General features: G+C 68.7%; 21 protein-coding genes. 13 read left to right on the forward strand and 8 right to left on the reverse strand.

Annotated features, from left to right (window positions below; genetic code table 11):
* The first annotated feature begins 57 nt into the window (after window positions 1-57).
* Window positions 58-1515, forward strand: coding sequence for an aspartate ammonia-lyase (locus ABQ271_RS04765; protein WP_349310373.1), 1458 nt, complete (start codon window positions 58-60; stop codon window positions 1513-1515).
* An 80-nt stretch (window positions 1516-1595) separates the two neighbouring features.
* Window positions 1596-2042 carry a DUF4190 domain-containing protein gene (locus ABQ271_RS04770; RefSeq protein WP_349310374.1) on the forward strand — a complete coding sequence of 149 codons (447 nt, stop codon included), beginning with the start codon at window positions 1596-1598 and terminating at the stop codon, window positions 2040-2042.
* Between the two features lie 67 nt (window positions 2043-2109).
* Here the strand turns inward: ABQ271_RS04770 and ABQ271_RS04775 are convergent, their stop codons facing one another.
* A complete protein-coding gene (locus ABQ271_RS04775; protein WP_349310375.1) occupies window positions 2110-2973 on the reverse strand; it encodes a fumarylacetoacetate hydrolase family protein in 864 nt (287 codons plus the stop codon).
* Window positions 2974-3036: 63 nt separating this feature from the next.
* On the opposite strand from ABQ271_RS04775, the gene ABQ271_RS04780 reads away from it, so the two are divergent.
* From ABQ271_RS04780 to rpsO, 5 genes are all read left to right on the forward strand, one after another.
* The gene (locus ABQ271_RS04780) at window positions 3037-4194 is read left to right on the forward strand and encodes a PrsW family intramembrane metalloprotease (protein ID WP_349310376.1); all 1158 of its coding nucleotides are present in this window, start codon (window positions 3037-3039) and stop codon (window positions 4192-4194) included.
* Between the two features lie 233 nt (window positions 4195-4427).
* Window positions 4428-4991: a YceI family protein gene (locus ABQ271_RS04785; protein WP_349310377.1), complete on the forward strand. Its 564-nt coding sequence runs from the start codon at window positions 4428-4430 to the stop codon at window positions 4989-4991.
* 41 nt (window positions 4992-5032) lie between these two features.
* Complete coding sequence (locus tag ABQ271_RS04790; RefSeq protein ID WP_091352309.1) at window positions 5033-5401, forward strand: FKBP-type peptidyl-prolyl cis-trans isomerase; 369 nt, start codon at window positions 5033-5035, stop codon at window positions 5399-5401.
* Window positions 5402-5497: 96 nt separating this feature from the next.
* Window positions 5498-6973: a M15 family metallopeptidase gene (locus ABQ271_RS04795; protein WP_349310378.1), complete on the forward strand. Its 1476-nt coding sequence runs from the start codon at window positions 5498-5500 to the stop codon at window positions 6971-6973.
* 125 nt (window positions 6974-7098) lie between these two features.
* The gene (gene rpsO, locus ABQ271_RS04800; protein WP_018187174.1) at window positions 7099-7368 is read left to right on the forward strand and encodes a 30S ribosomal protein S15; all 270 of its coding nucleotides are present in this window, start codon (window positions 7099-7101) and stop codon (window positions 7366-7368) included.
* Window positions 7369-7458: 90 nt separating this feature from the next.
* Here rpsO and ABQ271_RS04805 read toward each other — a convergent pair whose 3' ends face one another.
* The gene (locus ABQ271_RS04805) at window positions 7459-8469 is read right to left on the reverse strand and encodes a 2-oxoglutarate and iron-dependent oxygenase domain-containing protein (protein ID WP_349310379.1); all 1011 of its coding nucleotides are present in this window, start codon (window positions 8467-8469) and stop codon (window positions 7459-7461) included.
* Between the two features lie 59 nt (window positions 8470-8528).
* Window positions 8529-9038, reverse strand: a complete 510-nt coding sequence (locus tag ABQ271_RS04810) for an Lrp/AsnC family transcriptional regulator (protein ID WP_349310380.1) — start codon at window positions 9036-9038, stop codon at window positions 8529-8531.
* A gap of 120 nt (window positions 9039-9158) precedes the next feature.
* Between ABQ271_RS04810 and ald the strand changes: the two genes are divergently transcribed.
* Complete coding sequence (ald, locus tag ABQ271_RS04815; RefSeq protein ID WP_349310847.1) at window positions 9159-10256, forward strand: alanine dehydrogenase; 1098 nt, start codon at window positions 9159-9161, stop codon at window positions 10254-10256.
* A 1-nt stretch (window position 10257) separates the two neighbouring features.
* On the opposite strand, the gene ABQ271_RS04820 is transcribed toward ald, so the two are convergent.
* On the reverse strand, window positions 10258-11385 hold the full coding sequence (locus ABQ271_RS04820; protein WP_349310381.1) for an acyltransferase family protein: 1128 nt from the start codon (window positions 11383-11385) through the stop codon (window positions 10258-10260).
* A 142-nt stretch (window positions 11386-11527) separates the two neighbouring features.
* Here ABQ271_RS04820 and ABQ271_RS04825 point away from each other — a divergent pair, with 142 nt between their 5' ends.
* Both ABQ271_RS04825 and ABQ271_RS04830 read left to right on the forward strand, forming a co-directional pair.
* Window positions 11528-12724, forward strand: coding sequence for an LLM class flavin-dependent oxidoreductase (locus ABQ271_RS04825; protein ID WP_349310848.1), 1197 nt, complete (start codon window positions 11528-11530; stop codon window positions 12722-12724).
* Window positions 12721-13365: an FMN reductase gene (locus ABQ271_RS04830; RefSeq protein ID WP_349310382.1), complete on the forward strand. Its 645-nt coding sequence runs from the start codon at window positions 12721-12723 to the stop codon at window positions 13363-13365. The genes ABQ271_RS04825 and ABQ271_RS04830 overlap by 4 nt, the downstream gene beginning before the upstream one ends.
* Window positions 13366-13370: 5 nt before the next feature.
* On the opposite strand, the gene ABQ271_RS04835 is transcribed toward ABQ271_RS04830, so the two are convergent.
* Window positions 13371-13967, reverse strand: a complete 597-nt coding sequence (locus ABQ271_RS04835) for a VTT domain-containing protein (protein WP_349310383.1) — start codon at window positions 13965-13967, stop codon at window positions 13371-13373.
* Window positions 13968-14118: 151 nt separating this feature from the next.
* Here ABQ271_RS04835 and ABQ271_RS04840 point away from each other — a divergent pair, with 151 nt between their 5' ends.
* On the forward strand, window positions 14119-16077 hold the full coding sequence (locus ABQ271_RS04840; protein WP_349310384.1) for a GDSL-type esterase/lipase family protein: 1959 nt from the start codon (window positions 14119-14121) through the stop codon (window positions 16075-16077).
* A 7-nt stretch (window positions 16078-16084) separates the two neighbouring features.
* Here the strand turns inward: ABQ271_RS04840 and ABQ271_RS04845 are convergent, their stop codons facing one another.
* The gene (locus ABQ271_RS04845) at window positions 16085-16765 is read right to left on the reverse strand and encodes a response regulator (protein WP_349310385.1); all 681 of its coding nucleotides are present in this window, start codon (window positions 16763-16765) and stop codon (window positions 16085-16087) included.
* A complete protein-coding gene (locus ABQ271_RS04850) occupies window positions 16762-18027 on the reverse strand; it encodes an ATP-binding protein (RefSeq protein ID WP_349310386.1) in 1266 nt (421 codons plus the stop codon). The genes ABQ271_RS04845 and ABQ271_RS04850 overlap by 4 nt, the downstream gene beginning before the upstream one ends.
* Window positions 18028-18153: 126 nt before the next feature.
* Here ABQ271_RS04850 and ABQ271_RS04855 point away from each other — a divergent pair, with 126 nt between their 5' ends.
* The gene (locus ABQ271_RS04855; protein WP_349310387.1) at window positions 18154-19593 is read left to right on the forward strand and encodes a cation:dicarboxylate symporter family transporter; all 1440 of its coding nucleotides are present in this window, start codon (window positions 18154-18156) and stop codon (window positions 19591-19593) included.
* Between the two features lie 65 nt (window positions 19594-19658).
* Here ABQ271_RS04855 and ABQ271_RS04860 read toward each other — a convergent pair whose 3' ends face one another.
* The gene (locus ABQ271_RS04860; protein WP_018187186.1) at window positions 19659-19841 is read right to left on the reverse strand and encodes a DUF5302 domain-containing protein; all 183 of its coding nucleotides are present in this window, start codon (window positions 19839-19841) and stop codon (window positions 19659-19661) included.
* A 296-nt stretch (window positions 19842-20137) separates the two neighbouring features.
* Between ABQ271_RS04860 and ABQ271_RS04865 the strand changes: the two genes are divergently transcribed.
* On the forward strand, window positions 20138-22402 hold the full coding sequence (locus tag ABQ271_RS04865; protein ID WP_349310388.1) for a polyribonucleotide nucleotidyltransferase: 2265 nt from the start codon (window positions 20138-20140) through the stop codon (window positions 22400-22402).
* Window positions 22403-22617 lie beyond the last annotated feature (215 nt).

A 22617-nucleotide genomic window follows, 5' to 3' on the forward strand; every position in this document is an offset into this window, starting at 1 on the left:
TGCGGGGATAGGCTCGAATCATCCCCGCACCCCCCGTGACCCATGAGGACACCGCACATGGCATCTGACGCGACGACGCGCACCGAGACCGACTCCCTGGGATCGATGGAGATCCCCGCCGACGCCTACTGGGGTATCCATACGGCGAGAGCCCTGGAGAACTTCCCCATCTCGATGCGACCGATCTCGGTCTATCGCGACCTGGTCGTCGCCCTCGCGATGGTCAAGCAGGCCTCTGCTCGGGCGAACAAGGAGATCGGGGTGATCGACGCATCCCGCGCCGATCTCATCGACCAGGCCGCGCAGCGCGTGATCGACGGCGAGTTCCACGACCAGTTCGTCGTCGGTGTCATCCAGGGCGGGGCGGGAACCTCGACCAACATGAACGCGAACGAGGTCATCACCAACATCGCCCTCGAGATGGCAGGCCGTGAAAAGGGCGACTACGCGTTCCTGTCTCCGATCGACCACACGAACCGCAGCCAGTCGACCAACGACGTCTACCCGACCGCCATCAAAGTCGGCCTGGGCCTCGACCTGCAGTCGCTCCTGGAGGAACTCGACCTGCTGCGCCAGTCGTTCCTCACGAAGGCCGACGAGTTCCACGACGTCCTCAAGGTGGGTCGAACCCAGCTGCAGGATGCCGTGCCGATGACCCTCGGCCAGGAGTTCCACGGCTTCGCCACGACGCTGGGGGAGGACTACCACCGCCTCCGCGAGAACGCTCATCTTCTCTATGAGATCAACATGGGCGCGACGGCGATCGGGACCGGCATCACGACGCACCCCGACTACTCCCGCGCCGTCCTTCGACACTTGCGCGAGATCAGTGAGCTCGACCTGGACACCGCCGTCGACCTCGTCGAGTCCACGAGCGACACGGGTGCGTTCATGTCGTTCTCCTCGACGCTCAAGCGCAACGCCATCAAGCTCTCCAAGATCAGCAACGACCTCCGTCTCCTTTCGAGCGGTCCCCAGGCGGGCTTCGGCGAAATCAACCTGCCGCCTCGGCAGGCCGGGTCGAGCATCATGCCCGGCAAGGTGAACCCCGTCATCCCCGAGGTGGTCAACCAGGTCGCGTTCGCCGTCGCCGGCGCGGACCTGACCGTCACGATGGCCGTCGAGGGCGGCCAGCTGCAGCTGAACGCGTTCGAACCTGTCATCGCGCACTCGATCTTCCAGTCGATCACCTGGATGCGGCGCGGCATGCGCACCCTCCGCGTCAACTGCGTGGACGGCATCACCGCCAACCGGGAGCGTCTCGGCACGATGGTGGGGTCGTCGGTCGGCGTGATCACGGCACTGACGCCGTTCATCGGCTACACCGCGGCGGCTGCTCTTGCCAAGACCGCGCTGCTGACCAAGCGCAACGTCGGCGACCTCGTCGTCGAGGCCGGGTTGATGTCACGCGAGGACGTCGACAAGCAACTCTCTCCCGCACGGCTGTCCGGGCTTCAGGCCGTCACGCGCGCGATCCCGGTTATCACAAAATCAGGAGCCGTGGAGGGCGCTTAATTGCGGGTTGTCTGAGAGAACCATGAACGCTAGCGTCAGGGTCGTATATCTCGGCCGATCAGCGACCTGAAGGACTTCTCATGACCGACCCCAACCAGCCGAACTCCCAGAACATCCCGCCCGCGCCGCCCGCATACGAGGCGCCCGCGTACGGCAACGCCCCGCAGTACTCCGGAGCACCTGCCGCAGGCGGATCCGCCCCCGGCCGGACGATGGCGATCGTCGCGCTCATCCTCGCGATCGTCCCGGGCACGCAGCTCATCGGTCTGATCCTCGGCATCATCGCCCTCGTGCAGAGCCGCAAGGCCGGCGCGAAGAACGGTCTGGCGATCGCTGCGATCATCGTGAGCATCGTGCTGACGATCATCGCGATCATCATCATCGTGGCCTTGGTTTCCGCCCTCGCCAGTGCCGGTGGCGATCTCGTGTCCCAGGTGAACGCCTGCATGGACGACCCCTCCGGAACTGTCACGTGGCAGGGTGTCACCATGACTTGCCAGGAGCTGCTGGAAAGCAACGGCTACTGAGCTTGACCTGAACGACGAAGCGGCGACCACCCGAGGGCGGTCGCCGCTTCGTCGTTCCATGCCGTGGTCAGTCGGTGATGCGGCAGAAGGTCGTGAGCTCGCCGATGCCGTCGACGCCGACCGTCACCGTCGAGCGGTCGCGGAGGAAGATCTGCGGATCGCGGGAGTATCCGGCGCCGCCGGGGGATCCGGTGGAGATGAGGGTTCCGGGAAGGAGCGTCGCGGACTGCGACAGGAACGCCACGAGCTTGGCGACGGGATGGATCATCTGGTTCGTCGAGGCATCCTGCACCATCTTTCCGTCGACGACCGCCCAGATGTGCAGGTCCTGCGGGTCGGGGATCTCGTCCGCCGTGACGACGAACGGTCCGGTGGGGGTGAACCCGTCGAAGGACTTGCAACGCGACCACTGCGCTTCGGAGAACTGGATGTCGCGCGCCGTGATGTCGTTCACGACGGTGTAGCCCCAGACGTGGTCGAGTGCGTTCTCGAGCGACACGTCGCGAGCAGCCGGCCCGACGATGACGCCCAGCTCGGCCTCGTAGTCGACGGACTGGCTGAGTGAGCGGGGCCACGAGGTCGTCTGTCGATGGCCCGACAGAGACCCGGGCCACAGGATGAAGACGGTGGGGGCCGCGTCGGCTTTGAGTCCGAGTTCGCTGGAGTGCGCCGAGTAGTTCAGGCCGATCGCGATCGTGATCGGCGTGTCGATGATCGCCGACGCGAACACGGGCGTGCCGAGCGGCATCCATTCGGCCGTCGTCGCGCTCTGTCGGACGCGGTCGAGGAGAGCGTCGCCGCCTTCGATGAGCGGCTGCAGACGCGAAGGTGCTCCGTCGAACAGCTGCGATACGAACGTGGCGCGGTCCTCTTCGACCAGAACCAGCTGCGGTTCGTCTACTCCGTCAGGGACAACGTGGGCGAAGCGCATTGCTCCAGGGTATCGCCCCGCCGCTTTCCCCGGCACGCTCGACGGCGCCCCTAGGCTGAGCGCATGTCGTTCCCGTCGCCCCTTGCACAGCCGGCGCACGCGACGCCCGTGTCTCCGCCGCCGGCTCCGCCGCAGCGAGAGCTCCCCGTCCCGGCCCCGACGGGCGGACGCGTCGTCCTCTGGATCGTCGCGATCCTCCTCGTCGTCGTCGCGCTGGGCTTGGCGGTGTACTTCCTCGCGTTCCTCGGGCCCGTGGCCTCGATCGTCTCCGGGGTTCTGGCGCTCGTCCCGCTCGCGCTCGTCCTCACCGCGACCCGGATCATCGACCGGTGGGAGCCGGAGCCGCGAGGTCTCGTGATCTTCGCGCTCGCGTGGGGGGCCGTGGCATCCGTCGCCCTCGCCCTCGGCGTCGATCTGGTGATCTCGCTTATCACGCCGGGAATGTCGGAGACCTTCTCGGCCGTCGTGCAGGCGCCCGTCGTCGAGGAGATCGCCAAGGGGCTCGGCGTCCTCCTCATCTTCGTCGCCGCGCGCCGTGCGTTCGACGGGCCCGTCGACGGCGTCGTGTACGGAGCCCTCGTGGGGGCAGGGTTCGCCTTCACGGAGAACGTCCTCTACTTCGCCGACAGCCTCATCACCGGGGGCGCCGAGAGTGCCGCTTTCACGTTCTTCCTGCGCGGCATCCTCTCGCCCTTCGCGCACGTGATGTTCACCGCCGTCACCGGGTACGCACTGGGACGGCTGGCGCGGACGGGCGGCCGAGGCGCCGCCGCACTCGGGCCGTGGGCGCTCGGGCTGGTCGGTGCGATCGGACTGCACGCCCTCTGGAACGGGTCCACCGTCTTCGCCGACTTCTTCGTCCTCTACGCGACGCTCCAGGTTCCGCTGTTCGTCGCATTCGTCGCCGGCGTCGTCGTCCTCCGGCGGGAGGAGGCCCGGCTGACCCGTGCACGCCTGTCCGACTACGCCGTGGCGGGATGGTTCTCACCCGCGGAAGTGGACATGCTCGCGACCGGGCGGGGCCGGTCTCGAGCGATGACCTGGGCCCGATCGCTCCCGGGCGATCGCGCGTCGGCGATGCGGCGGTTCATCGCCGAGGCGACGGCGCTCGCGGCCGCACGCCAGCGGGTGATCAGCGGGCGTGACCCGCACGCCGCCGCCGACGAACGGGTATTCCTCGAGCGGGCCACCAGGGCGCGCCGCGACGTTCTGGCCGGCTGACGCCGCGAGCGGGCGTCGGATCCAGGAAAAGACTCAGCGCCCGGAGCTGCGGCGATGCCTGCGAGTCTTCCGAGCGCTGAGTTGGTCTGAGGAAATGATCCCGCTGCCTCCGTGCGCTGTCAAGAGGGTGCCGCGACGGGGTCAGGTGCATTCACGGGAATAGGATCGGATGCGGCGGCGTTACGCCCCCTTGACCACCGGTGCACGCCGGAACCCCTCCACGAAGGACGATCATGACCGACTCCACCAGCACCCTCGACATCCCCGGCTACAAGGCGGGAACCTGGATTCTCGACGCGTCGCACAGCGAGGTGGGCTTCAGCGTTCGCCACATGATGATCTCGAAGGTCCGCGGCCACTTCAACGTGAAGGAGGCGACCCTCATCGCCCCCGAGAACCCGCTCGAGGCCAAGCTCGACGCCAAGGTCGACGCCGCGTCCCTCGACACGAAGGACGAGGGCCGTGACGGTCACCTCCGCAGCGCCGACTTCTTCGACGTCGAGACCTACCCCGAGATCACGTTCGCCTCGACCGGCGTCCGCATCGAGAAGGGCGACTTCCTCGTCGACGGAAACCTGACCATCAAGGACGTCACGAAGCCCGTCACCTTCGAGGTCGACTTCGGCGGCTTCGGCACCGACCCGTGGGGCAACTACAAGGCGGGCGCGACGGCGAAGACCGTCATCAACCGTGAGGACTTCGGCCTGACCTGGAACGCCGCGCTCGAGACCGGTGGCGTGCTCGTCGGCAAGGACGTCACCATCGAGCTCGACCTCCAGGGCTCCGTCCAGGCCTGATCCGCTTTGACCGCTCGGCGAGCCTGGGCTTGGATGGACTCATGACTGCAGACCGCACCAAGCCCGAGATCGATGCTCCCCAGGGCGCCGCTCCCTCCGACCTCGTCGTCCGCGACCTGATCGAGGGTGACGGCGCCGAGGCGAAGCCCGGCGACACCGTCACCGTCCACTACGTCGGTGTCGAATACGTCTCCGGCGAGGAGTTCGATTCGTCGTGGAACCGCGGCGAGAGCATCCAGTTCCCGCTTCGCGGCCTCATCCAGGGATGGCAGGACGGCATCCCTGGGATGAAGGTCGGTGGGCGCCGCGAGCTGGTCATCCCCCCGCACCTGGCTTACGGCCCGGCGGGTGGGCACTTCCTCGGCGGCAAGACGCTCATCTTCATCATCGATCTGCTCGCCGTCGGCTGAGCTCGACGCATCGAAAGGCCCGACCGGACTCCGGTCGGGCCTTTCTCGTTCCGTGCGGTGCCGTATGGTGCTCCCATGGGGAAGGCGGATCGGCGCATGCGGTGGATAGCCGCGCTCGGTGCTGTCGTCCTCGGCGCGACGCTGATACAGGCTCCCGGCCCCGCGTTCGCGGAGACCCCCGCAAGCGCTCCCTCCGCTTCGGCGGCTCCCACCCCGCCGGCCGTCACGGTGTACGGCCACTACCGGACTCCGTGGAAGAACGACCTCAGGATCTATCGGGTCTTGAGCGATGACACGGTCATCCCGCTCTCCCGTGAGCAGTGGAAGGCCGCGGGAAGCCCCGGCGTCGATGTCCTCCCCGTCACGTATGCGCGGACGTCGTGGTCCACCCAGGTCTACGCCCTCATCACGTGGCCGAACTCCGACGGGGACCGCGCCGTCGACAAGGTCGCGACCCTCACGAGTGCGTCGCTGAAAACCATCGGATCTCCCCGAGGTCGGACCGTCGGTCATGTGCCGACCACTCGCTATTTCCGCTACCAGTCGGGACCGCAGGATCTGTACGCGCGCACGCCGGACGGAGCCACCCACAAGCTGACGACAGCCGAGCGGAGGGCTGCCGGTTCACCGCGCGGCAGTTCCGTCGTCGGGGGCGGGTGGTATCGCGCGGCGTGGTCGCCCGTCGTCCGATTCGTTCGACCGGATGGCTCGCACCGCACGGTCACCGCCGCCGAGTACCGGCGCGCCGGCAGGCCCCACGTCGCGCGTCCGCCGACCGTCTTCGCCAAGACCGCCTGGTCACCTGTCGTCTACGGTCTCGTCACCTGGCCGACGTCGCCCTCCGACCGGAGTGTCGACACCGTCGCCGCCCTCACCAAGGCCGAGTTCGACCGCGCCGGCCGACCTCGCACGACCCTCCGCCACCGCATTCCCGGCGATTCCTTCGTCCGCCTGTCCACCGGACCCACCGTCTTCCACCGGATGCGCGGCGTGCTGACACCGGTGACGAAATCCCAGTGGCGCGCCGCCGGCTCGCCCAAGGCCCGCGTGGTCGCCCCGGCGAAGCCCACCTATATCCGCGGCATCCTGGTCGTGAACAAGTCGCACCCGCTCCCGTCCTCCTTCGGCAACGGGCTGCGGCCCGAGCTCACGAAGGCCTGGTCCGCGATGCGAGCGGACGCCCGCAAGGACGGCGTGTCCCTGTCGATCATCTCGGGCTTCCGGTCGTACGCATCTCAGCAGAGTGTCTTCGCCGGCAAAGTCCGTCAGCATGGCAGGAAGGATGCCGAGCGCCGCTCGGCGCGGCCGGGTTACAGCGAGCATCAGACCGGGCTTGCCATCGACGTGAACTCGATCTCACAGTCGTGGGGCAACACGCGCGCGGGGAAGTGGGTCGCGGCGAACGCTCACCGATACGGCTTCATCGTGCGCTACCCCCGGGGCAAGGAGAGCATCACGGGGTACCGGTGGGAGCCGTGGCACCTGCGGTACGTGGGAGCGCCCACGGCGACGCACCTGAAGAAGACGGGCCTGACGCTGGATCAGTACCTCGGCGTGACATCGCGCTACTGACCGCTCGCCGAGGTCGGCATCCGCGTCATGTAGACTCGTGTGGTTGCCGTTCGATCGGCCGCGGATAAAGAGAGCCCACACATCAGGTGCTGGGCGCCGCGCAACGAAGAGGAAGGGGATCACCTATGGCACTGGAAGCAGACGTCAAGAAGGCGATCATCGAAGAGTACGCGACGCACCCCGGTGACACCGGATCCCCCGAGGTGCAGGTCGCGATGCTGACGCAGCGCATCAAGGACCTCACCGAGCACCTCAAGGAGCACAAGCACGACCACCACTCGCGTCGTGGGCTGTTCCTGCTCGTCGGTCAGCGCCGCCGTCTCCTGGGCTACCTCCAGGACGTCGACATCAACCGTTACCGCTCGCTCATCGAGCGCCTCGGTCTCCGTCGATAAGGCACCGCACCCAGCGTTCAATCGCGCAAAACGTTCTTGAGAAAGCCGCCCCACGGTGTGGGGCGGCTTTCGTCTTTCCGGGCGTTCGGTTCAGGAGCGCGCCGCGACCAGGTCCGCGTGCCAGATGGCCGCGACGTCCGGGTGCGCACGGAGCCGCGACTTCAGCGCGTTCTCGCCGTGCAGCCCATGGATCGGGTTGCGCGGGTCCTGGGAGATTCCGCGCGCTTCGGACGCGAGTTCCGCCGGGAGCTCGATGGCGGGCAGCTCGGCGTCGAGAGACGGGTTGAAGAAGAAGGGCACCGAGATCCGGTCTTCGGGCGCCCGCGGCGACACGACCCGGTGGTTCGTCGCCGTCAGGTAGCCGCCCGTCGCATGCTCCAGGAGCTCGCCGATGTTGACCACGAAGGAGCCGGGAACGGCGGGCGCGTCGATCCACTCGCCGTCCTTCTCGACCTGCAGGCCGCCCTTACCCGGCTCGACCCACAGCAACGTGAGAACGCCGGCGTCCTTGTGTGCCCCTACGCCCTGCTGCGGCTCGGGCACCCTCGATCCCGGGTAGCGGACGATCTTCAGCAGTGTCTGCGCCTCCCCGAAGTGGTCGTCGAAGTAGGTCGGAGCGGCGCCCAGTGCTTCGGCCCACGCGCGGAGGAGCTTCCGGCCGACCGCCGACAGGATGGTCGTCCACTCCTCGGCGATCTCGCGCAGTTCCGGCTGCGCGCTCGGCCAGAGGTTCGGTCCGACGAGCGCGGCATAAGCGGGGGCGTCCGGGTCGTCGATCGCCGGGCGCTCCGGTCCGATGTCGATCTGCTCACGCCAGTCCACGAGCCCCTGCGTGCGCTCGCCGCCGATGCGGGTGTACCCGCGGAAGTGCGGGCTCTTGATGTTCTCGATCTCGAGCTTCGCCTCATCGGGGAGCTCGAAGAAGGTGCGCGCGGCGCGGTGGAGACGGCCCTCGAGCTCGGGGGAGACCCCGGTGCCGACGAGGTAGAAGAAGCCGACCTCGTGCGTCGCGCGGCGCAGCTCGGCGCGGAACGCCTCTGCGGCATCCGGTCCCTGATCGAGGAGGGAGAGGTCGAGGACGGGGAGGCTTCGCACGGACATGGTCCGAGGATAAGCACGCTTGTGAGGGGTCCCGGCCTATGTTTCAGCCGGTTACCGCCTCAGTGAAACGGCGCGGCGATCCGGTTGCGGTGGTAGTCGAAGATGATGCTCGTGCGGGTGTTGGCGACGCTCCGCTGAGCCGAGAGGTGTTCGACGACGAACGCCCGCACGTCGCTCGAATCGGCGACGGCGATGTGGATGAGGAAGTCTTCGGATCCCCCGAGGAAGAACATCTGGATGACCTGGGGGAGTCCGCGCACTTCGTGGGCGAACTCCGTGATGCTCTCGTGGCGGGAACCGGGCCGGAGGGTCACGTGCACCATGGCCTGCAGCCCCGCGCCGACGACACGCTGATCCACGCTCGCGTGGAATCCGGTGAGGACGCCGCGCTCGACGAGCGCGCGGGTACGCGCATGGGCAGTGGATGCCGCCACCCCCACGCGGGCGGCGATCTCGGCGTTCGTCAACCTGGCGTCGGTTGACAGGGCGGCCACGATCGCGCGGTCGACATCGTCGAGGTGCGCCGGCGGTCGACTATTCTTCGTCGGATCGAGCTCGGAAGCAGCCATTCATCCTCGTTCTGGGGCCTTTCGTCCATTCTTGCTGAAGGATCTTCGGCTGTCACCTGCGTGTAACGAATCATCTGCAGGATGAATCCCACATCACTCGCAGACGAGGAGCGTCACGCCATGCGTATCGGGATTCCCACTGAGATCAAGAACAACGAGAACCGCGTAGCCATCACCCCGGCCGGTGTCGATGCCCTCGTCTCCCGCGGACACGAGGTGTTCGTCCAGTCCGGAGCGGGAGCAGGATCGCGCATCACCGACGATGCGTTCGCGGCCGCGGGGGCGGTCATCACCCCCGACGCGGAGTCGACCTGGGCGAAGGCGGAACTGCTCATCAAGGTGAAGGAGCCGATCGCAGCCGAATACCCGTACCTCCGCGACGACCTCACGCTGTTCACGTACCTGCACCTCGCTGCAGACCGTCCCCTGACCGACGCGCTGCTCGCAGCGGGCACGACGGCGGTCGCGTACGAGACGGTACAGACAGCGGATCGCGCGCTGCCGCTCCTGACGCCGATGAGCGAGGTGGCGGGCCGGATCTCCATCACCGTGGGAGCGCACACCCTCATGAGTGCGGCGGGCGGCCGAGGCACCCTCCTCGGCGGCGTTGCCGGGACCCCCAAGGCGAAGGTGGTGGTCATCGGCGGCGGCGTCGCCGGCGAGCACGCGGCGGCCAATGCGCTCGGCATGGGCGCGGACGTCACCGTCCTCGATGTCTCCCTGCCGCGTCTGCGCGAGCTCGAGAAGCGCTACCCGGGCCTCCACACCCGCGCGTCCAGCCGCTACGAGATCGCCGAACAGGTGGCATCCGCCGACCTCGTCATCGGATCGGTGCTCATCCCGGGTGCGGCCGCCCCGAAGCTCGTGACGCTCGACATGGTGGCGGGGATGAAGGCGGGCGCCGTCCTCGTCGACATCGCCATCGATCAGGGCGGGTGCTTCGAAGGGTCGCATCCCACGACGCACGACGCACCGACCTTCGTTGTCCACGAGGCGGTGTACTACTGCGTCGCGAACATGCCCGGTGCCGTCCCCGAGACCTCCACGCGGGCTCTCACGAACGCCACGCTCCCGTACGTCGTCGCGCTCGCCGACAGGGGGTGGGATGCCGCGGCCGCCGCCGATCCCGCTCTCGCCAAGGGCTTGAACGTGCGTGCCGGACGCGTGACCAACGAAGGGGTTGCGGCAGCCTTCGGTCTGCCGTTCGACGCAGCCTGACTCACGGCGCGACCGGCCCCGGCGATGCGGGTGGGGCCGGCGGTGTGAGGCGACGTGAGCCGGTGGGGTCCCGGTGGGAGCTCCGCTGCAGGAGGTCGGGGTCCGCGAGGAGCCACCCCGGACGAGGTTCGACGAGCGGGCGGAAGAGCCGCCGGATCGGCCGCGAGGCGAGAGCCACCGTGATGGCGATCGACAGGAAGCCGACGAGAGGAAGCCACAGCCAGGTCGGGTCGAGGCCGCGGAGTATCCCGGACTCGCGGAGCGGGTAGAGGACGAACGAGTGCAGGAGGTACACGTACATCGTGTACTGCCCGATCGCCGTCCAGCGGTACTCGCCGCGAGGGACGAGGGCGAAGAACGAGACGCTGAGGACGAGTGCCGCCGCCATGAGGAGGAGGCGGACACCGCCCGCCCACCACTGGGTGCCGCCGAGGTCCGCATAGTTGTCCTCGTAGAACAGCCACTGGCCGAGGTGCATGTCCTTGAAGCGGTCGACGAACAGCCACGCACCGAGGCCCGCACCCGTGAGGATCGCTGCAGCGGCGATCCTGAGGGGCACCCGCCGTCGCTGCAGGAGCCCGTGACGCTCCAAGATCCGATGGTGGCTCAGCCACCACCCGAGCGTGAAGAAGGGGAGCAGGCCGAGCGTCCGCGACAGCGAGAGCGTCGTGTCGACGTTCGGGAGGTAGCCGACGGAGATCGAGATGACCACGCTCCAGAGGAGCGGCATCCGGAGGAGCGCCAGGTACGGCAGCACGAGTCGGAAGATCGCGAGAGCGAGGAGGAACCACAGGGTCCACGACGGCTGCGTGAGGTTGGGGTCCGCGTGCCCCTCGACGAGGAGTTTCGTGAGGGTCCACAGGCCGTCGAAGAGGACGTAGGGCAGGACGATGTCGGTGAGGATGCGGGCCATCCGTCGACGGCTCGGCGGATCGGATCGCGAGAAGTAGCCCGAGATCAGTGCGAACGCCGGCATATGGAACGCGTAGATCAGGTAGTAGAGGCTCTGCGCGATGTCGGAGTCGTAGGTCAGGCGCTGGATCGCGTGGCCCAGAACGACCAGGAGGATGCATGCGGCCCGGGCGTTGTCCCAGATGGGCACGCGGCGGGTGTGGCCGGTGGTGCTCATTCGGGCCAGCGTACCCGCGGGAATAACGTGGACTCTGAGGCGTTGACTCGGGTACATTCACTTGCATGGATCGGACGCAGACCGTCCGGGAATCGAGAGGGACATCGTGAGCGACACCAACAGCACCACCAGCTGGCCCGGGGTGCAGTTCGGCATCTTCACCGTCACCGACATCACGCAGGACCCGACCACGGGTCGCACGCCTAGCGAGCGCGAGCGCATCTCGGCGACCGTCGAGATCGCGAAGCACGCGGAAGAGGTCGGTCTCGATGTCTTCGCGATCGGCGAGCACCACAACCCGCCGTTCTGGTCGTCTTCGCCGACGACGACGCTGGCGTACATCGCCGCGCAGACCGAGCGCCTCATCCTCTCCACCTCGACGACCCTCATCACGACCAACGACCCGGTCAAGATCGCGGAAGACTACGCGATGCTGCAGCACCTGTCGGGTGGCCGCATGGACCTCATGCTCGGACGCGGCAACACCGGTCCGGTCTACCCCTGGTTCGGCAAGGACATCCGTCAAGGAGTGCCGCTCGCCATCGAGAACTACGCGCTGCTGCACAAGCTGTGGCGGGAGGACGTCGTCGACTGGGACGGCAAGTTCCGCACTCCGCTGCAGGGCTTCACGTCGACGCCGCGGCCCCTCGACGGCGTCGCGCCCTTCGTGTGGCACGGCTCGATCCGTACGCCCGAGATCGCCGAGCAGGCGGCCTACTACGGTGACGGGTTCTTCGCGAACAACATCTTCTGGCCCGCCGAGCACTACCAGCGCCTGATCGGTCTGTACCGCCAGCGCTGGGAGCACTACGGGCACGGCACACCCGAGACGGCCATCGTCGGGATCGGCGGACAGACCTTCATGGCGAAGAACTCTCAGGATGCCGTGTCGCAGTTCCGTCCCTACTTCGACAACGCGCCGGTCTACGGCCACGGTCCGTCGATGGAGGACTTCGCCGAGATGACGCCGCTGACCGTCGGATCTCCCCAGCAGGTGATCGACCGTTACGCCGGCATGCGCGACCTGTTCGGCGACTTCCAGCGTCAGCTGTTCCTCGTCGATCATGCCGGCCTCCCGCTGAAGACCGTGCTCGAGCAGCTCGACTTCCTGGGTGGCGAGGTCGTCCCCGTGCTCCGCAGAGAGCTCGCGAAGGACCGTCCCGCGACCGTCCCCGACGCACCGACGCACGCGGCGCGCGTCGCCGCCGTCTACGGCGACGGACCCGTGCGCGACGCACGTCCCCGCGCGAACCGCGGTGACAATCTCTCCGGCCCGAGCCCCTACCAGGACGCGCCGGCTCCCGTGGGCGCCGCGTTCGGTCTGGGTGGTGCACGATGACCGCCCGCCGCATCGCCGTCGTCTCGGCGGGACTGTCGAATCCCTCCTCGACGCGGATGCTCGCCGACAAGCTCGCGGTCGCCGTCGTGGCGGATCTGCGGGAGAGGGGAGTGGAGGCATCCGTCGACACCTTCGAGCTGCGCGAGTACGCGCACGACATCACGAACAACCTGCTGACGGGGTTCGCCCCGCCCGCCCTTGAGACGATGATCAACACGGTCGTCTCGGCCGATGCGTTGATCGTTGCGACGCCCATCTTCTCGACCAGCTACTCGGGACTGTTCAAGTCGTTCATCGACGTCCTGGACCCCGACGCCCTGCAGGGAAAGCCCGTTCTCATCGGAGCGAACGCGGGAACGGCGCGCCACTCTCTCGCGATCGACTACGCCATCCGTCCGCTGTTCGCCTATCTGCACGCAGAAGCCGTGTCGACCGGCGTCTTCGCGGCGTCATCGGACTGGGGCGCTCGCGCCGACGACGTGACCCCGCTGTCGTCGCGCATCGAGCGCGGCGCGCGAGAACTGGCGGATGCTGTCACCCGGCGTCCCGCTGACGAGGCACTCGACCCGTTCGACCCCGAGTCCTATCTCGGCAAGGGCGGATCGTTCGGCCACCTTCTGGGCGGTGTGACCGGCGAGTGATCCGATCAGCGCGCGCGGCGGCCCGACAATCGAGCCGCCGCGGCGTCGATCACCAGACCCAGCGCGACGGCGACGACGATCGAGATGATGACGGCGACGACGGGGCTGCCCGGGAGGAGCGACCCGATCGCCGCACCCACCACCGCCTGGTAGACGGCCCACACGCTCGCGGCCACCGCGACGGCGGTGAAGTACCGGCCGGCGGGGACCAGGGTCGCCCCGGCGGTGAGGTTGACCGCGAGTCTGGCGAAGGGGATGAACCGTGCCGTGAAGACGACGGTCGCCGTGCCGCGCGTGAGGCGGCCGCCGGCCCACGTGAACGCCGCCTGTATGCGGGGATGCCGCATCCACCGCCATCTGTCCACGCCGGCGAACCGTCCCACGCCGTAGCAGAGCGCGTCGCCGCAGAACGCTGCGAGAGCGGCGACGGCGATGACGGCGAGGAGGGGAGGAGTGCCCGTCGCCGCGGCGAGGGCGCCGGTCGCCGTGACGGCGACCTCCCCCGGGATGACGACGAGGACAGCGTCGGCCAACACGAGCGCGAACAGGGCAGGCAGGGCCCACGGGCTCGTGGCCACGCTCGTGAGGAGATCGGTGGTCACGCGCCCTGAGTACACCGCCCCCATGAACGCCGGGCGAACACGGGGCCGGATCGGAACACCCCGGTGACCGGGCGGGGAGGAGTGGATGAACACTCCGCGATCCCGGGGTCTTCGGCCGGTTTTCACGCCCGGGCGCGGGCACCCTGGTCCTGTGAGAGTCGCGGTCGTCACCGAGTCCTTCCTCCCGCACATGAACGGGGTCACCGGGTCTGTCCTGCAGATCCGGGAGCACCTCCAGCGTCGCGGGCACGACGTGTTCGTCGTCGCGCCGGGCGTCCGCCGTCACGAGCTCGGGATGCCGGGGCGCGCCGTCGCCTCCGTGCCGCTGCCGACGTACCCCGCCGTCCGTCTCGCGGTGCCGCCGGCTGCATCCATCTCCCGCGACCTCGCGCGCTTCGGCGCCGACGTGGTCCATCTCGCCTCGCCCTTCCTGCTCGGCTGGCAGGGGCTCCTCGCGGCGGAATCGAGCCGCGTGCCGAGCGTCGCGGTCTACCAGACCGACGTCGTCGCCTACACCGGCCGCTACGGGCTGCCGCAGGCGACGGCGCTCGCCGAAGCGCACGTGCGTCGCCTGCACCGACGCGCGACCCTCACCCTCGCTCCGTCGGTGGCGGCGCGCGCACAGCTCGAGGGCATGGGCGTCGATCGGATCGCGCTGTGGGGGCGCGGCGTCGACGGGCTCCGTTTCACCCCCGAACGCCGCGACGACGCCTGGCGCGCACGCGTCGCCCCGGGCGAGGTCATCGTCGGCTACGTGGGTCGGCTCGCCCCCGAGAAGCAGGTCGAGGATCTCGTCGCCCTTCGGGGGGCACCCGGCATCCGCCTCGTCATCGTCGGCGACGGCCCGTCCCGGCCGCTTCTCGAACAGCTCCTCCCCGAAGCGGTGTTCCTCGGGCATCTCGACGGTGACGCGCTCGCGACGGCTCTCGCGTCCTTTGACGTCTTCGTCCACCCGGGCGAGAGCGAGACGTTCGGCCAGACGATCCAGGAGGCGCAGGCGAGCGGCGTGCCCGTCGTCGCCACCGGGACGGGCGGCCCCGTCGACCTCGTTCGCAGCAGCGTGGACGGTTGGCTCTACCGTCCCGGCGACGCCGCCGATCTCCGTGGCCGTGTGACCGACCTCGCCGGCGACGCCGCGAAACGCCGGGCGTTCGCGGAAGCCGCGCGCACCGCGGTGGCGGGACGCACATGGGAGGCCCTGGCCGACCGTCTCGTCGAGCACTACGAGCGCGCCGCGACCCTCCACCGGATGGATGCCGGGCGCCGAGTGCTCGCCTGGCCGCGACCGGACGGGGCCGACCCGGCGGCGTCGGGCCCTCGGACGTGGTCGCGATACGTGGCGCTGGGGGATTCGATCACCGAAGGACTCTGCGACACCTCGCGGATGCCGGCGGGCGCGTTCCGCGGTTGGGCCGACCGACTGGCTCACCTTCTCGCCCTCAGCGGCGACCGGCGTCGGCCCTTCCGCTACGCGAACCTGGCCGTCCGGAGCCAGCGCGTGGCGCACCTGATCGACCAGCAGGTGCCGCGATGCCTGGAGATGCGTCCCGACCTCGTCTCGGTCCTGATCGGTGCGAACGACCTCGTGCAGGTGCGGTGCGACCCCGTCGCGCTCGCCGCCCAGGTGGAGGATGCCGTTACCCGTCTCCGCGAGGCCGGGTGCGACGTTCTGCTGGGGACCGTCTTCCTTCCCGATCGCGCAGCCGCCGGTGTCCTTTCCCGGCGCTTCGCGATCTACAACGCCCGGCTCCGCCAGGTCGCGGCGCGGACGGGGGCGGTGCTCCTGGACCTCGGCGCCCACACGGAGCTCACGCGGGTCGAGCTGTGGTCCGACGACAGGGTGCACCTCCGGTCCCGGGGCCACCGCTTCGTCGCCTATCGCGCCGCAGAGGCGCTCGGGGTGCCCCACGCCGACGTGCTCGCAGATCTCGACGAGGCGTTCCACGTCGACGAGGACCCGCCGTCGGCGGGGACGTGGCTGCGGCGCGACGCCCTCCCGTGGATGTGGCGGCGGCTCCGCGGTCGCACGGCGGGCGATGGGCGGACGGCGAAGATCCCCGACTACGTGGTCGTCGGCCGGCCGACCGGGCGCGCCGACATCCGGCGATGAAGGCCTCTCACCGCGACCAGCGGTACTCCGTCTCGGGTCGCCCGGGCGTCCCGTAGCGCTGGGCGCGTGCCGCTCGACCGGCATCCGCCAGATGCTCGAGGTAGCGGCGCGCTGCCACCCGCGACATCCCGAGCCGGTCGGCCGCCTCCCGGGCTGACACCGCCTGCGAACGGAGGAGCGTGCTCACGCGGTCGAGGGTGTCGGCCGAAAGGCCCTTGGGGAGAGTGGGCGCGGGGGAGGTGCGGAGCGCCCCGAGCATCGCATCGATCTCGGCTTGTGTCGCGGAGCCGGCCGCCCGGGTGACCTGCTCGCGGAAGCGGAGGTACTGCCGCATCCGCTCCTGGAAATCGCCGAACGTGAACGGCTTCACAAGGTACTGCGCGGCGCCGAGAGCGATGGCCTGACGAACGACCTCAGCGTCGCGGACGGAGGTGATCGCGATGACATCGACCGTGCCGGTGTGCGCCCGCAGGTGGCGGAGGACATCGAGCCCCGAGCCGTCGGGCATGGTCATGTCGAGCAGGACGAGGTCGATGTCGGCGGCTCGCGGACTGTCGAGGAGGGCGGCGATCGCGGCTCGCGCGCCGGTGGCTTCTGCGACGACGTCGAATCCGTCGAGCCGCTCCACGTAGTGCCGGTGAAGTTCGAGGGTGAGGGCGTCGTCGTCGACGACGAGCACCCCGATCATGCGTCCCGCCGAGGCAGGATGACCCGGAAGGTCGTGGGATCGGCGTGCAGCGAGAGCGTCCCCTCGGCCTCATCGACGATCGAGCGCACCAGGGCGAGTCCCACGCCGCGTCCGCCGCTGTCCGACGGCTTCGTCGAGAAGCCGTGCTCGAAGATCCGGTCGGCGATCTCCGGCGCCACACCCTCGCCGCTGTCGGCGACCTGGACGGCCAGTTCGTCCTCGTCGGTTCGGGTCATGCGTACGTCGACCCACCGCGGCGCAGGGCCGGCGGCCGCGGCATCCAGTGCGTTGTCGATCAGGTTCCCGACCACGGAGACGGCGTCGACGGGGGAGAGGACCGAGCGCGGCGCGTCCGCGTCGATGCGCGCACGCCATTCGACGCCGCGCTCGCTCGCCTGCGACGCCTTGCCGAGCAGCAGTGCGCCCACCGTCGGATCGCCGTCGCGTCGCGCGGTCACCTGGTCGACGAGGATCTGGCTCTGCCGGGCGTCTTCGGAGAGCAGATCGATCGCCTCGCCCGTGCGTCCGAGCTCGAGAAGCGCGATCGCGGTATGGAGGCGGTTCCCGTGCTCATGCGTCTGAGAGCGGAGCGCCTCGCCGAGGGTGCGCATCGACTCGTAGGACGAGACCGCGTCCCGGACCGCGCCCGCGGGCAGGTCACCGGTGACCCGCCGCGTCGCGCGGCGGGCGAGGAGAGCGCCGGCGAGTCCGGCCGCGGCGAGGACGACGGCGATCGCGACCGCGACGATGATGCGCGGCCCCAGCGCGTCGCTGATCGATCCGATCGTGACGCCCACGGACACTCGGCCGACGACGACGCCGTCCGAGATGACCGGCACGATGGTGCGCACCGATCGGCCGAGGGTGCCGGTGAACTCCTCCGTGAGGGTGCCGGTGCCGGCGGGGATCGTCCCGATGTAGGGCTCGCCGATCCGTGCCGGGTCGGGGTGGGTGACGCGGATGCCGGCAGGGTCCATGATCGTGACGAAGTCGACGTCGGCATCGGCGACGACCGCCTCGATCTCGGGCTGAAGCAGGCGGGTCGCGGTGGCGCGGTCCCCGTCGGCGAGGGCGTCGGCGACACCGGCGCTGTCGGCGATCGTCTCGGCCACGGCCCGGGTCACCCGCTCCGCCTCCGCGCGGGCAGCCCGCTGGCCCTCCCAGAGGAGAATGCCCGCGATCGCCAGGGCGAGCACGACGACGGCGACGGCGACGGCGACGAAGACGCGGGATGCCGCGCTCGCTGCGCGTGACTGTGCCACGATGCACTCCTCTCGAGGGTCTGCGACCAATACGACCACAACTGCCGTCCCGGCCGTGCCACGGGCACGCTGAGGCACGCCGACACTGCAGTCGGCTCCGACAACGACTGTCACCCAGGAGAGATCATGGCCCTCACATCCTCATTCCGGCTCCCCGGATACAACCCGCGCCGTGGCAAGCAAGCGTGGGACAAGCACACCTGGCTGTACGTCTCGGTGATCATCGCCGTCGTCCTCGGTTGCATCGTCGGGCTGGTCTGGCCGGCATTCGCCGTCGAGCTCGAGCCGATCGGCAAGGCGTTCGTCAACCTCATCAAGATGATGATCGCGCCGATCATCTTCTGCACGATCGTCGTCGGCGTCGGTTCCATCGCCAAGGCGGCCACCGTGGGCCGCATCGGCGGTCTCGCCCTGCTCTACTTCATGGCGATGTCGACGTTCGCCCTGGCGATCGGCCTCGTGGTCGGCAACATCATCCACCCGGGTGAGGGCCTGAACATGCAGAACGCGCAGTACGACACCGGCTCGCTGCCCGAGGCCAAATCGACCACCGAGTTCCTCCTCGGCATCATCCCCACGACGTTCTTCGGCGCGTTCACCGGGGAGAGCGTGCTCCAGGTCCTCTTCATCGCTCTGCTGGTCGGATTCGCCCTGCAGAAGATGGGCGCCACGGGCGAGCCCATCATGAACGCCGTCAAGAACCTGCAGGCTCTCGTCTTCCGCATCCTCGGCATGATCCTCTGGCTCGCGCCGGTCGGTGCCTTCGGAGCCATCGCCGCGGTCGTCGGCAAGACCGGCGTCGCCGCCATCCTGAGCCTCGGGCTACTGATGATCGCGTTCTACATCACCTGCATCGTGTTCATCGTCGGCGTCCTCGGCACGCTCCTCTACGCCGTCGCCCGGATCAACATCTTCCTGGTGATGAAGTACCTCGCCCGCGAGTACCTGCTCATCGTCGGCACGTCCTCGAGCGAATCGGCCCTGCCCCGCCTCATCGCCAAGATGGAGCATCTCGGAGTCTCGAAGCCCGTCGTGGGCATCACGGTCCCCACCGGCTACTCCTTCAACCTCGACGGCACCGCGATCTACCTGACGATGGCGTCGCTGTTCATCGCCGCCGGCATGGGAGCGCCCATGTCGATCCCCGAGCAGATCGGTCTCCTCGTCTTCATGATCATCGCCTCGAAGGGTGCCGCCGGTGTCACCGGCGCCGGACTGGCGACCCTTGCGGGCGGTCTGCAGGCCTACCGTCCCGACCTCGTCAACGGCGTCGGCGTCATCGTCGGCATCGACCGGTTCATGTCCGAGGGCCGCGCGCTCACCAACTTCACCGGCAACGCCGTGGCGACCCTGCTGATCGGCACCTGGACGAAGCAGATCGACCGCGAGCAGGTCACGGCGGTCCTGACGGGACAGCGCCCCTTCGACGAGGCGACGCTCACCGGTCACGGTGTCTCCGACGACACCGGCGCCGTCGACACGTCCGGGCTGCACGAGGCCGCCCTCACCGAGGCTGAGGCGAAGGAGGAGCGCGCCCGCGCTCGCCGCGCCGACCTGAACGGCTGAGCGAGGCACGGACACGACGAAGGCCCGGACGCCACTCGGCATCCGGGCCTTCCTCGTGTCGGGGGTCAGCCGCTCTTGCGTCGGAACTCGCGCTTGGTGACGGCACCGTGCGTGCCGTGCACGGACGAGTCGCCGTCCAAGTGCGCCTCACCCTGCCTGCTCCGCGAGTTCTTCTTCTCGAGCGCCTCGCGGAACTTCCGCTTCATGTCATCGGATGCCGCATCCGCGGTCTTCTCGTCGTCGCTCATCCCGCCACGATACGCACTGAACGGGGTGCGCTGATAGGCTGGGCCGGGTTGCCCGCGGTTCTCATCGCGGCATCCGCTCAACTTCACAGTGAGCTCATGGAGCAGGCCCGGCAGGAAGCTGGTCCCCTGTGGTGGATTCCCATCCCGATTCCGGTGGATGGTGGTCTTCGACTGGTGGCCAGCGCAGGCGGTCTTCGCGGACAGATCCGCGCGCCCATATCTGCCTGTTCCCGCTCCTTCGCATGATCTCGTGCGCGAAACGCGCGTGCGAGTTTAAACAAAGAAGGAGAGACCTCTTGGAAGGTCCAGAAATCACCGCCGCCGAAGCCGTTCTCGACAACGGCCGATTCGGCACCCGCACGATCCGGTTCGAGACCGGACGACTGGCACAGCAGGCGCAGGGCGCCGTTGCCGCTTATCTCGATGAAGAAACCATGCTCCTGTCGGCCACCAGCGCCGGCAAGCACCCGCGTGAGGGCTTCGACTTCTTCCCGCTGACCGTCGACGTCGAAGAGCGTTCATACGCCGCGGGCAAGATCCCCGGCTCGTTCTTCCGCCGTGAGGGACGCCCCTCCACCGAGGCGATCCTCGTCTGCCGCCTCATCGACCGGCCGCTGCGCCCGTCGTTCGTCGACGGCCTCCGCAACGAGGTCCAGATCGTCGTGACGGTGCTCTCCATCGCGCCCGGCGAGTACTACGACGCTCTGGCGATCAACGCGGCCTCCGCGTCGACGCAGATCTCCGGTCTGCCGTTCTCCGGTCCGATCGCCGGTGTGCGCCTCGCGCTCATCCCCGGTCACGGCGAGCACGCCGACCAGTGGGTCGCGTTCCCGAACCAGGCTCAGGTCGACGAGGCCGTCTTCGACCTCATGGTCGCCGGTCGCGTTCTTCCCGATGGCGACGTCGCGATCATGATGGTCGAGGCCGAAGCCACCGAGAACAGCTGGAACCTCATCAAGGGCGGCGCCGTCAAGCCGAGCGAAGAGATCGTCGCCGGTGGCCTCGAGGCCGCCAAGCCGTTCCTCAAGCAGCTCGTCGAGGCACAGGCCCAGATGGCTGCGTCGTCGTCGCGTGAGCCCGGCGTCTACCCGGTCTTCGCGCCGTACAGCTCCGAGGTCTACGACTTCGTCGCCGGCCGCGCGTACGACGACCTGGTGAACGTGTACCAGATCGCCGACAAGCAGGACCGTCAGGCCGCCGATGACAAGGTCAAGGACCGCGTCAAGGCCGAGCTCATCGCCGCCGTCGAGGCGGAGGAGCTGCCCGCCGGTGCGCCGATCGAGTTCTCCGCCGCCTACAAGTCGGTGACGAAGGTGGTCGTCCGCGGCCGTATCCTCGCCGAGGGCGTCCGCATGGACGGTCGTGGCCTCGCCGACATCCGTCCGCTCGACGCCGAGGTGCAGGTCATCCCGCGCGTCCACGGCTCGGCGATCTTCCAGCGCGGCGAGACCCAGATCATGGGCGTCACCACGCTGAACATGCTCAAGATGGAGCAGCAGATCGACTCGCTGTCGCCCACGACGAGCAAGCGCTACATGCACCACTACAACTTCCCGCCTTACTCGACCGGTGAGACCGGCCGTGTCGGCAGCCCGAAGCGTCGTGAGATCGGGCACGGCTTCCTCGCCGAGCGCGCCCTCATGCCGGTGTTGCCCAGCCGCGAGGAGTTCCCGTACGCGATCCGTCAGGTCTCCGAGGCGCTGAGCTCCAACGGCTCGACCTCGATGGGTTCCGTCTGCGCGTCGACCCTGTCGCTGCTGAACGCGGGTGTGCCGCTGCGCGCTCCCGTCGCCGGTATCGCCATGGGCCTCGTGTCCGACCAGGTCGACGGCCAGACGCGGTACGCCGCGCTGACCGACATCCTCGGCGCCGAAGACGCGCTCGGTGACATGGACTTCAAGGTCGCCGGCACGAGCGAGTTCATCACGGCGATCCAGCTCGACACGAAGCTCGACGGCATCCCGTCGTCGGTGCTCGCCGCTGCGCTGACCCAGGCTAAGGATGCTCGTCTGACCATCCTCAACGTCCTGAACTCCGCGATCGACGCCCCCGACGAGATGGCGCCCACCGCGCCCCGCGTCATCAGCGTGCAGATCCCGGTCGACAAGATCGGCGAGCTGATCGGCCCCAAGGGCAAGACGATCAACTCGATCCAGGACGAGACCGGCGCTCAGATCTCGATCGAGGACGACGGCACCGTGTACATCGGTGCTGTCGACGGTCCCTCTGCAGAGGCTGCGCGTGCGCAGGTCAACGCCATCGCCAACCCGACCAACCCCGAGGTCGGCGAGCAGTTCCTGGGCACGGTCGTCAAGATCGCGACCTTCGGTGCGTTCGTCTCGCTCCTCCCGGGTAAGGACGGCCTGCTGCACGTCAGCGAGGTCCGCAAGCTCGCGGGTGGCAAGCGTGTCGAGAACGTCGAAGACGTGCTCGGTGTCGGCCAGAAGATCCTCGTGCGCATCACGAAGATCGACGACCGCGGAAAGCTGTCGCTGGAGCCCGTCGTCGAGGAGTCGGCTGCGGCCGTCGACGCGCCGACTGAGGCATCCGCAGACGCCTGACCCGCGCTCTGAACGAACGCCCGTCCTCTTCGGAGGGCGGGCGTTCGTCGTTCGGCTGAGGGTGCCCCCGCCCGGCATGCTCCAACCGTTATGGAAACGTCATGCGCCAGCCGCCGGGCGTGCACGCGGCGTCCGAGGGCTGCCCTACCCTCGGAGTGAGCGCATCCGGGGTGCGTGGACACACGCCGCCTCGAGCGCTCCGCAAGGAGACGAGT

The sequence above is a fragment of the Microbacterium sp. MM2322 genome (genome assembly GCF_964186585.1).
Taxonomy (GTDB): Bacteria; Actinomycetota; Actinomycetes; order Actinomycetales; family Microbacteriaceae; genus Microbacterium.